General features: G+C 38.0%; 9 protein-coding genes. 3 read left to right on the forward strand and 6 right to left on the reverse strand.

Annotation, left to right across the window (positions count from 1 at the left end):
• Positions 1-414 precede the first annotated feature (414 nt).
• Both J4N44_RS28040 and J4N44_RS28045 read right to left on the reverse strand, forming a co-directional pair.
• Positions 415-2142 (reverse strand): DEAD/DEAH box helicase, encoded by a 1728-nt coding sequence (locus J4N44_RS28040; RefSeq protein WP_069218709.1) that lies wholly within the window; start codon positions 2140-2142, stop codon positions 415-417.
• Positions 2143-2163: 21 nt separating this feature from the next.
• On the reverse strand, positions 2164-2334 hold the full coding sequence (locus J4N44_RS28045; protein ID WP_171904773.1) for a hypothetical protein: 171 nt from the start codon (positions 2332-2334) through the stop codon (positions 2164-2166).
• Between the two features lie 396 nt (positions 2335-2730).
• Between J4N44_RS28045 and J4N44_RS28050 the strand changes: the two genes are divergently transcribed.
• A complete protein-coding gene (locus J4N44_RS28050) occupies positions 2731-3036 on the forward strand; it encodes a hypothetical protein (protein ID WP_069218708.1) in 306 nt (101 codons plus the stop codon).
• Positions 3037-3038: 2 nt separating this feature from the next.
• On the opposite strand, the gene J4N44_RS28055 is transcribed toward J4N44_RS28050, so the two are convergent.
• Positions 3039-3920 carry a DNA replication terminus site-binding protein gene (locus J4N44_RS28055; protein WP_069218707.1) on the reverse strand — a complete coding sequence of 294 codons (882 nt, stop codon included), beginning with the start codon at positions 3918-3920 and terminating at the stop codon, positions 3039-3041.
• A 124-nt stretch (positions 3921-4044) separates the two neighbouring features.
• Here J4N44_RS28055 and J4N44_RS28060 point away from each other — a divergent pair, with 124 nt between their 5' ends.
• Both J4N44_RS28060 and J4N44_RS28065 read left to right on the forward strand, forming a co-directional pair.
• Positions 4045-4983 (forward strand): ribonuclease H family protein, encoded by a 939-nt coding sequence (locus J4N44_RS28060; RefSeq protein ID WP_252045840.1) that lies wholly within the window; start codon positions 4045-4047, stop codon positions 4981-4983.
• Between the two features lie 145 nt (positions 4984-5128).
• A complete protein-coding gene (locus J4N44_RS28065; protein WP_252045841.1) occupies positions 5129-5860 on the forward strand; it encodes a hypothetical protein in 732 nt (243 codons plus the stop codon).
• Between the two features lie 8 nt (positions 5861-5868).
• On the opposite strand, the gene J4N44_RS28070 is transcribed toward J4N44_RS28065, so the two are convergent.
• The 3 genes from J4N44_RS28070 to J4N44_RS28080 all read right to left on the reverse strand — a co-directional run bounded on the left by J4N44_RS28070 (position 5869) and on the right by J4N44_RS28080 (position 11659).
• On the reverse strand, positions 5869-6849 hold the full coding sequence (locus tag J4N44_RS28070; RefSeq protein WP_252045842.1) for a DNA cytosine methyltransferase: 981 nt from the start codon (positions 6847-6849) through the stop codon (positions 5869-5871).
• Between the two features lie 107 nt (positions 6850-6956).
• A complete protein-coding gene (locus tag J4N44_RS28075; protein WP_252045843.1) occupies positions 6957-9635 on the reverse strand; it encodes a putative Ig domain-containing protein in 2679 nt (892 codons plus the stop codon).
• The gene (locus tag J4N44_RS28080; RefSeq protein ID WP_252045844.1) at positions 9635-11659 is read right to left on the reverse strand and encodes a hypothetical protein; all 2025 of its coding nucleotides are present in this window, start codon (positions 11657-11659) and stop codon (positions 9635-9637) included. The genes J4N44_RS28075 and J4N44_RS28080 overlap by 1 nt, the downstream gene beginning before the upstream one ends.
• Between the last annotated feature and the right edge of the window lies 1 nt (position 11660).

An 11660-nucleotide genomic window follows, 5' to 3' on the forward strand; every position in this document is an offset into this window, starting at 1 on the left:
ACACTGTTACTTTACGCCATTTTTAAGTTTAATGGAATACCACAGAGTTCAAAGTACGTGCATGTTTTTGAAGATACCAAGAACCTAATGTATCAATTACACCCATGATGTTTGCGTGCGACGTGTCTTGAACCACCCACCCGTTAAAGCCACTATAGCCCTCATCGTAATACACATTTTGATGTTGTAAATACTCATCGAGAAGTGGATCATAAGGTATGTCAGTATTTTTTTTCCGAAAAAGTAATGTTGAATCACCTACTGAAAACTCGATCATTACGCCTATGTTACTTGCGTTAAGATTTGAGCAAATTACTGATAGATCATTGTTTGAATAGACCACCATTATTTATCCCCTTTAATCATTTGAATGCGTGTATGTACACCACTTAAATTTACTATTATTTTTGCGGTTTAGGCAACTTCTAATTCTTTTTGTACCATTATTTTTCTTAGGACATCGTCATTAGTTTTGCTCCAATGGAGTTGCTTTCCTTCCCTCACAAATCCAACTGAAGTATTGTATCCTTTACCGTTTTTGACCGTGAAAATAGTTCTCGGCTTCTTGATGTGTTGGCTTAGTTCGGCAGCAAAGTCGTACACAGACCGTACATTTGCTGGCATTTCGGTTTCTGTGAAAAATTCAAAAAACTTTTGATCTACTGATGGTTCGCGGCCAAAGGTTAAAAATTCGGATAATATGTGATGTTCTTTTACATTGACATCTTCGCGAGCATCATGCCCTCTAAAGACTACTTGAATTACCAAGTTTGAGTTGTACCGATTCACTTTAACTTCTACATCCGTTGGGCATTGAACTTCAATTTCATCCCTGAACTTTTTCTTTGGAAAACTATTCACTAAGGTGCGTAATGAATAGATAGCGGCTCTGTTCTTCTTGTATGAAAGCCCACAAAATTCACATTCAGTATCGTAAAGGTTGTGTGCCATACCACAAGTTTGACACCTCTCAATGTAACTGTCGTACACATATAGCCCATCTATGCTTAAGTCCAAGCGATCTGCACGACCATGATAGTGAGTATTCGGTGTATAATCAGCTAGGTAGCATTCTTTTTTAGCGTCAGCTAACCCAAGATTGTGCGGCCTCATCCCTCGACCACATAGTTGCTCCCAACGTCCACGACTCTTAGTTGGCTTAAGGTTTATGATGAGATCAATTTTAGTTTCATCAAACCCAGTAATTAATGCTTCGCATGAAATTAATACTTTAAGTCTATTTGTAGAGTATCGACGAAGAATCTCAACTTTTTCATCATCTGGTACCTCACTAGAGTATACTTCAACAGAGTATTTTTTATTCTTCAGGTATTGATAGACTTCTTCGCAGTGTTCTAATGTGGTGCAATAAATCTTCCATTTTTTGAGCTTGTACTCCTTACCAATACGAATAGCATCATCTAAGAAAGCTTTTGTGCCTCCCTCTTCCATCATCCTTTGACCGGCTTGTACTTGGTTCCAATCTCCATTTGTAGACGATACGTGTTGCATGTCCCGCATTAAGGTGTCTGTGTTCACATACCTAATTGGGACCAGGTATCCTTCGGATAGAAGTTCTGCTAATTTGATTTCTGCTGCAATAGCTGTAAATAAACGTCCTTCTCCTTCTGTCAATTTCCCACTTGATAATCGATAATCTGTAGCAGTAAGCCCAACAACACGAACTTTTGGGTTTAGTGCCTGCTGATTACTTATAAATGTCTTGTACATCCCGTCGCCCTTCTTAGGAATGTAGTGGCATTCATCTACCAATATGAGGTCGAAGGTTCCAATATCATCTCTTTTATAAATGCTCTGTATTGCCGCAAATATTACTTGGTTACTAGTGTCTCTTCGCTTTAAAGATGCACAATTTAATCCTGCATCAATCTCACAGTTTTTGTCATATAGTTTAAATTTTGCGTAGTTTTGACTGACTAGCGTAGTGTTATGTGTAACGATTGCTATACGAATCGCATGTTGCGATTTGAATGCTAAGGCTTCCGTGATAATTTGAGCGAGGATTATTGTTTTACCACTACCAGTAGGGGCTTTAAGTAATGGGTGGCCTATCTGATTTCTTCGAAACCAGTTCCACAATGCTTTTATAACCCTAATTTGGTACGAACGTAAAACCAACATATTCCATTGCTTGCGTATAATTTAAAAGAGAATGAAAATGCCGTTCATTGCACCAAAAACATTAGATGCGATCTGCTCGACATTGAATGTCACACCAAAAATTAGCATAGACACATACAACTTCACATCTTTTTGTGATTTAGAAGAGTACATCGTCACATCTAAACGCGAGTATAGAGTTGAGTTCTTCATTAAGATTGGAAGTCGTGAAATTAAAACTTTCTATTTTACTAGACAATTTTCAATTACCACGGACCAATCACTTGTGCCTGATTTTAAGGGGCTTATCGAAGAATGGCGCTCTGACTGTCAACTTAGAGACTTAGACTGTATCTTAGCTTAAACCCCCTCTTTCTAGCTAAGAACTAAACAATGGGCCACATTCGAATTCGAGTTGTGGCCTTTTTCATGCTTCAACTCAACCATTCATGATAAGATTTATAGTAAATGAAAGAATCTTTCGAATGAATGGTATGTTTTTCATGTTACTCTTAGAGTGTTAGTGGCTGTAGTCAATTTCATTCATGTGATTATGATGGAGATTTACGGCTAAAATTTAGTGTCAAGGCACTCTATCTGAGACTCTTAATGCCATTCATTACTACCAAAACATTAGATGTCGTCTGCAATGCTCTAGAAATTTCACCCACTCTAAAAATTGATTCACTTAGCTTTAAGTCGTTTGAATCAATTGAAGAGTACATTCTCTCTATGAGAACTGAATCAAGAGTTGAGTTTATTGTTGTTTCGAAAGAAAAAGTAGCTTCAACGTTCTACTTCGTAAGACAGAAGAAAATTACCACCGACCCCACGCTTGCCCCAGAATTCAAAGAGATAGTTGAAGATTGGAGAGCCCAATCTCAAATTCTCGGTTTGAACTGCTTTCTTGCTTAAATCTATTTTCTTATGTAAATACCCAGCTCTGGTATGTAGCTTTCCAAGTTTGAATTATGTTTTCGTCTTGGTTGCTTCCTTTGTTTCAGGGGCGGGTATTTATCCAAAGGAGTAAACTTCACTTGTTCGTTGTTTGCTCTCGCCACGATGATCGGTGTTGAGGTGTTGAAAAGGACTCTCTCATACTTACCACAATCTAATTTACGGTAACAGGTAATCGTTGGATGGACTTTAACATCTAGATTACGATAGAGCTTTATACCTTTACTTTTTGCATCCTCCAACAAGTAGTTTACTCGCTGCGATGATTCAAACTCATCGGTTGAGCTCATCAATGAGTTGATATCTTCGATATTAAGTAATACCGGTGCTTTCTGATTATTGGTCCATGATATGGAAATACTATCTGTGAGTGAGCTCGCTATTGGTATATCTCGATAAATAGTAGAAGTGACCATTCCCTCTTGAAGATTTTGGAAGAACCTTCTCCTTTCGTGTCTTTTAGGGAATAACTTCAGTGCGCCATATTTTATGATGGCTTTCTTATGGTTAATTTCATCTACTTTTGATCGAAATGTAACTAGCTTGCTTTCTGGAATCTGAATGTAACCAACCTTTTTAACTGGGACTGTTATGTCCCCTTCTGCGAATGCAATTTTATAGCTGTTGAGTAGCTTTTTTGAGTCTAAATTGTATGGCTCAATTACTGAGTAATTTGTACCTCTTTTGATTGGGATGTATGACTGCCCCTCAATATGCAAAGCGCTACATTTTAAGAGCTCTATGATTGAATTAGTCTTTGTAACTACAAACTCGAAGCTTTCTTCTAACGAGCGAAAGTCAAGACTTTTCAATTCTTCCTTAATGTCCTTTTTTTTAAACATATTACACCGACTGTTTTTTTGTACAGTATGGCACATGATGTTTTTTTGAACAATCTCCAGTCATATTTTAACGATTTTGGTATATTAATTTTGTTCTTACATTCAATGGATGAGAGTGCCCCTTATGTATTATGCCGTAGTGACCAAAGAACTAAGTAAAGTCGTATCTTCATGGAAGTCTGTTCTTAAAGTTAAGGAGAAGAGTGAAGGCAATGTTACCTTTCGTAAGCTTGACTCATATGAACTTGCAAGTGAATGGCTACTAGATAACGGTTACAGTCATTTAAAGGGGTTAAAAGACCCTTTGCTCGACAGTACCATTGAGTTTTGTATTGATGAATCAAATAAAATTGCATTGATTTCTCTTGATGAGTTCATTTTGGTTAGGAGGATCTTTAATGATTCTGAAAAGATTGATGGGTTTATCAAGGCATTAGAACTTGCAGAAGAACGTGGGATTACTCAACTTATAACAAACGCAAAATTCCTAGCCAATGTGGCAGCTAATTATGCATTTATATGGAAATTAAATGGTTGGAGAAAGAAGGGGGACAAACCAATTCATAATCTAGAAGATATGAAACGGATACATTATTCTTATTGTAAATGTGGTGTTGATATTTCAATTGATGAGACACTAAATATTGACGCCAAAATATTGCCACACCCTATCCCAACTAAGTGGCAAGTTATTCAGTCATCACCATTAACAAAAATTTTGTTGTCAGTTTCATTATCTGCGACTGGCCGTCTCAATAAAAAAGCTCAGTTCCATAAAGTTTGCCGAATAGAGTGCTATGGATCTCATTCCAACGACCAAATCTTCTCATTTTCCTACAATTTGTTAAATGTTCGTAAAGAATTTGACCACGGTATATTTGCAATTTCACCTGATGCTTTTGTGGAGATCTTGAGCACATTTATTCAAAATAATAGTTTTTTACCGACTGAATTACAGGTTAATGACATTGATATGTTCAATATGTTGCTCAGTAACCAATTGAATTCACGCGCAAACATTAAGTTCTTAAGCTCAATCCCATTAAAACAAACAGCAATGTAACAATCACGCAACCACCATGAAACATGCATTGATTCAGAGCATGTTTCACACACATTTTATAGACCATTTTGTTGCCAATTTATCCACTTGACGGTATCCTGCCCGTCGTAACATTAAATATGTGTGACGAGCTAGATTCGCATACATGATAATAATAGACAAAAAACAACGTTCAGATGAAGAGGATGGATTGATGAACTTATTGGTGGAATTGGAAAAGCGCTTTCAGATAAGATTCATTTCAGAGTCTATTTTTGGCACTACAACATTGCGAGTTGACGATAAGCGCTGCTTGTTTATTTCGGAAGTAGATGGTGTAAACACTGTGTTTTTGGACCCTACACCTATTCCTGATCTAGTTAAACAATTCGACCATATGTTGCTTGATAAGCGTTTGGTCGAGTTTAAGGGCGGGAGAAAGTGCGTTTCACGTAAAATTGCTGTAGCTGAACTTACTAATTGCGATGAGGAGCGAATTGAGTTCGTATCTACACTTTTTAACTCTCTACTTTTCCAATTGACTTCAACTTCTCGCTGTAAAAAACAAGAGACCCGTAAGTTTAAAGGTCTATCGTTACCAGAAATCACTGAATCAATGCGCTTGGACCTTTTCCAATGTGGCGTAGACGATGTGTCTGACTTTTTTGAACTTTCAAATCCTCAGATCCATGACGTTTTATCTCCACTAAAACGCAAGTATCTGAAAGAGGAAGAAAAGCTTAGCAAGGCATCTGAGCGATATGCGGATGTTCTGCATGTTGTAACTGCTCATGTACGTGCTCATAGACGTTGCATCTCTCCTTTCCAGAATGTCGAAGTAGAGCGCAAGGGAGAATTGTTTAGCCTAAGCGCATACGCTCAATGGCGTCACGCTTAGGTTCATCTCTAAGCCGCCGTTAAAACTGCTTCTAATATCTTTTCTGCCATTAACGGCGGCACAGCATTACCTATAAGTTGTTTTGCTTTTACTTTAGATTTCGGCCAGATGTAGTTTTCGTCAAATGATTGAGCTTTTGCTAACTCTGAAACGGACAATGGCCGAATAAGATCTCCAATAACCAAATAGTGCTTGTTTGCGCATAGTACACTACCTAGCGGCTTATTTATCGAACGACCGGTTTTGGCGCTACCATAGGCAGCATCTAGTAGAACAAAACCGAAATCCCTCCGTCCTTGTTCTATTCTTGCTCTTGTATTTGCCACTTTATTTTCGACAAGATCCCATTTGTAATCATTGATATTCATATCTACGAACGATGATGCAGGAACATGACTTGTATAATATTTAGTAAAATCAATTTGAATCGGATGTTTGGTCCGTGTACAAACAATAAAGATTCTCAATCGGCTTTGAGGTACCCCAAAATCACAAGCATTCAGGATGTTGATAGAAATGGAGTACCCTAGCTGTTTCAATGCCAACTCCCATGCTGGATATAATTTCCATTCTAGAAATTCACTTACGTTTTCGATTATTGCAATTTTGCTTTTATGAACCTCTAAGGCACTTATAATTGCCCACGCAGTGCTCCTACTAATATCAGCCTTGATCGTTTTTTTCTTTGCTCCTGCTGCGTTTGAATGCCCCTGACAACATGGACTTCCCCATAACAAATCGTGCTTGGGAACAAGTGAAAAATCAGCTTGATGCAGATCTTGGCAAACCACGTCAGGTGTATGGGGGTTGTTTAACTTGTATGTCTCAACGGCAACTGGATTGTGATTTGCAGCCCAAAGAGTTCTAACACCTAGTTTGTTAGCCCCTTCCGTCGTCCCTCCCCCACCCGCAAATAGGTCTACTAGGGTTACTCCTGAGAATGGTAATCGCCTTGTACTTTGTGTCTTTGGAAAATTAATGATGCCCATATTTGAATGCCGATAATTAATAATGGGTTCAATAATCTCTTAGGTTTTTAGTTACGCAATAAGCATATGTAAAAAAAGCTCCCAGATTTTTCTGGGAGCTCTCGATATTATGGCGTAGGTTCGAGTGTCAACTTAAACTTGAATGCTAAGTTATCATTTTGGTGAGAGTCTATTGGTGCTACTTCTGTGACAAACGTGCCTACGTATTCTGTCGATGATTGACGGTCTAACTTTCCTGTTAGATCAAACTCAATTTCTGATGAACCTGATAAGTCCTCACAGACGCCTGTCGATACTTCTGCTACATCGTTGATAGAAATCGTCGAGGTTGAACCATACATGGCTGAGAATTCGGTACAAGTAATGTCTTCGTTACTTAAAGATAGTTTATTGCTTGAGAATGATATGTTGAAGTCAACATACTTAGGCCCATCTTTTAAATAAAGTTCTTTCGAATAAGTAGTAACCTGGTTTTCTACTAACTCTGTGCTAAACATTTCATTTGCATCGATGATAGAGCCAAAGAGCATTGAACCCTGTTGTTTTGATGATTCGCTCTCTGGTCCATACAGAGTAAAGTAGGTGTAATCACGGATACCTTCGCGGGATGTACGATATACCCATTGTTCCACAACACCATTTTCTTGATTATCGATGTTCCAATCAACAATTACATTTCCTTCATAATCAATATGATACGTCCCAGTATGTGGGATTTCGTTTAGACTGTAATCACATGTTGTTATTGGTAGATCAATATTCATTGTTGAGTAAACATTCAAGTTTTTGAAGACAATTGAGTCACATCTTACTTGTCCACTCGTAGAATCTGATTTAATCAAATACCATTGCCTATTTTCCAGTTCACTCTTCTCTCTGTCTATTGGGTATACAGTAACTTGTAATGTTAATGGTAATTCAGAATTCGATGATTCATTATCTATCGCATATATTTCATAGTTATATGTCCCTTCGTTTAAAGGTATCCCAGAAACCATACCTGAGTTATCAATCATTAAACCATTAAGGTGATTATCCTTTTCTTTTAAGACGTAATTCACAACCGAACCATCATCATCACTAAATTTATTTGAAGTTTGAATAGCTATAATTGAAGTGCCTTCAGTTGCATATATTTTTTGTAGATTTCCAACTTTGTAAGGTGGTTTGTTGCTACGGTTCTCTGAACGAACCTCAAATATAATAGGTAAATAATTAGATTCAGCATTATTTGAATCTTTTGCGTACAGGTTGTATCTGAAGTCACCCGTCCAATTCGGCGATCCGACTAAATAGCCTTCTGGACTCACTGATAACCCAAGTGCATATCCACTTATGTTCTCTAACCTAACGCTTTTAATTTGAATCCCATCACCGTCAAAATCATCATCTTTAAAATATTTTTTCAGATCGAGCTGATCACTGTTTACGTTAACTGTTAATGCCGTGTCTTGACTTGTTGGTTTGCTATTCGCGTATGGCGGGTTGTTTGAAGAAGCGTGGACTACATGAATATAAATCTTTAGCGGTTCAGAAACTGCACCTTCGGAATCTAAAGCCTTGACTTCAAGGTGCATAGTGCCTTGTTTAGAAGGTTCACCTTTTAGATGATTATCAAGGAGAACTAAGCCAGAATTAGAGTAATCCGTTAGGTCATACTTTACAATCTTAGAGTCATCATCCTTAAAATAATCACTCAAATCAATAGGCGTTATTTCATTGCCGTTAGTTACAGTCTGGTTTATTTCACTTACAACTGAGTAAGGTGGTTGATTTGTACCTTCAGCAGTTACTTCAAACTGAAGCGAAACTGCATTAGACAGTGACCCCATTTCATCGACAGCAATTAGTTCATATTCAAATTTACCTGCTGTTTTTGGAGTACCGGTAAATTCCCCAGACAAACTATTGAATTTGACTCCACTTATTTCCTGACCTTTTGAGGTAAGTTTGTAATGAGTAATTTCGTTATCTATATCGCTAAATGCATGGGTGATACTAGTCGGATACATTTCCGAATTTTGCAACATAGTCAGTTTAACTACGTCTTCAAGCACTGTAGGGGCGTAATTATCCATTACAACTAATGTTCCATCCGCGCTCAAACTTAGTACAGGTCTATAGTTTTCAATACTATGCCCCTTTGCTAGTTGGTTGTAGGTATGGGAACTAACTTTTTGTATCGCTTCCAATGAGCGCTGAGTAGGAAAGTCCGTATTGTCAAATAGTACCTCCGCAGTAACTTGTACTATTCTTGATTTAGTTCGATCTTCTAAGGCCAGAAAATCACCAAATACGTCCCCTTCAGATAATTGAAGTTGAGGGTCGAATTTTGACATTACTTCTTTTATTGCTTTAGATTCAACTACACCTGCATCAACCAACTTCGCCACAAGTTCAGTTATCGGGCTAATAATGATAGCCTTACCTTCAGAACTCTCCATCGGTCTTAGCTTCATTGAATTGGTGATAATCCCCCGTTCAATGTCCGTAGAAACACCACTCAAAAGCGATGCGCATAATGATTTTGTTACGTAGGCTGTCGGAATGCTAACAGAGCCCTTTTCGTCAGTTTTGGCTACTTCTGATGAAACATCCATTACATTGTTAATACAACCAGAACCACCAACCGTAATATCATCACTAAATTGGATTATTGCGTCTTTAATGTAACCATCGACTACTTTTACCTCAAAGCTGCTTTCTTTATGGGACGTTTCCCCGCCACCACCACAACCATTTAATGCAAATGCTATGCTAGTTAGTAATGTCAATTTTTTAATCATTAATTTCTTCCACTATAAAAATCATCAGGGTCATAGCTATCGTAATAACCTTCCTGCACATCGCTGTAAGACGACCAATCACGTTCGTCATCTAAGTCGAATTCGTTAAACATTTCCTCAATTTCTCGTTCGATGTCTGAATATGCATCACCAAATTTGACAGAGTACCCTGACGCCATAGCTTTAATCGCCGCTTCAAAAGCTGGGTCATTTCTTGAATCGATTCTTGCTAAGAGGTCATTTTCTAGTTCATCTAAATGAGTCAGTGATTCGTTCTTTATTTGATCACGTTTCAGCCCCTTAAGGCCGTTATTAAATGTTCTCTGCATTGTAGTAATTAGTTGATTTATTCCAGAACCAACACCACCAGCCATCACCGAGTTAACTGCCCTTCCTCCAATGTATTGAAGAGCCACATTCCAAACCAATACACAAGTTGGAGGTATGATGGTGAGAAGAACAATTACGTGCTCTAACTGTGCAAGCCTTTTGATTGTTTCTAACGGATTTTTTAATGAGTACCACCAGAATGTATCTAAGTACGCACCTGTAAGGTTTATATCAAGTGATACGGCCAAGATGTTATTTGCGAGTACGAATGAGAGTTCATAAACGTAAATTGACATACCTATACCGAAATAAGTTAATAAGATTCGGTATACGATAATTGGTTTGTATCCAGACAAAATAATAGTTAGTGGCCCTAACATCATTAAAATGCCCATAGCTAAGTACATTAAAGGTTGAACTAGTGTTGCTTGTAGGTAAGTCTCGACCAATTTTGATACCATCATCTTGGACATAGCTAACACTTGAGCTGTGTCTAATGCAGCCCCTTTAACTAAACCTTTCATCATCTCTTCCCAAGACTCATCCATTTTTGCTTGGTAAAGTTTTTTATCTTTTGGTCTAAAAGACCCCATTTGAACGAGCGTTTCTATATATTCCTTTTCATCAGCCGATTTATAGTACGAGTCATTTTCTACATATATCAAGTTTGCTGTATTGGCATAATAAGAGCCTATGGCTTCTTTAAGAGCCGTTAATCTGTCAATCACAGGTTCAACGATTTCGGGATTTCCGTTCTCATCATGCCCTGTATATCGACCATACAACTCCTGATAAGCTACACTGTAACTGTTGAATTTTGAGTCTTTTTGAACCTTGTTACTAATCCAATTAAAAAGCACACCACTCATTGTTGAACAAGACTGACGAGTATTAGTTAGAGAAGTGTTTGACCAGAATGAGCCAACTTCCATCTCAATTGGATCTTTATTTGGACCAACCGACGAAGGCTCTGCATCGTAATAGCTATTCATCGCTTTGGACCAGAAGCTCAACCTTGCTGAACTTGTTTCTGGAAATGTTCTAGCACTAGATGATTGAAAACCGTGCCCACTCTGTTCTGCATTAATATGATATCCATAACCTGGTATAAAGCACTCTGCGTGAAATTGACCGATAGCCTGCCTTATGTCTCTTTCTTCGGCATGAACACTTGATAAATAATTAGTAACTTCTGGAAAGTTCGCGCCTTGAATACACTTACCGCCGTTGTCTTCACCACAAGGGATTTGTGCTATTAAGGCGTTGGATAAACCAGTAACCAATTCATGCAGTACACCAAAAGCCAATGGTACGCTTACAATGTCATAAGTCTCTGGTGAGCTGCTGTTTGGTCTCAAGCTAGTAACGTCATTTACACCTTCGATAAAACTCGGCATTGAACCTGTAGAGAACTGACGATATTCAAAAGAAGGATTTAGAATACCGGCTGGCATAACGCACAAAAATAAAATCGCGAATTTTGTTATAAATTCCTTTTCGATTAATTTGAGCGCCATTATTTGTATTGGCCCCTCATCCGCTCCTTGCCTTCTTGCAATCATCACTGATGTTAATGTTGCAAGAAAGAAGGGTACAAACAGTAAACCGATCTCGTTAGCTAAGTTGAAGATCTTTAAGCCCATACTCGTAAAAAAAGGGTATGTAAAAAGCGCCGTTGGTTCAGCTACTACCATA

Source organism: Vibrio sp. SCSIO 43155 (assembly GCF_023716605.1).
In the GTDB taxonomy this organism is placed as follows: Bacteria; Pseudomonadota; Gammaproteobacteria; order Enterobacterales; family Vibrionaceae; genus Vibrio; species Vibrio harveyi.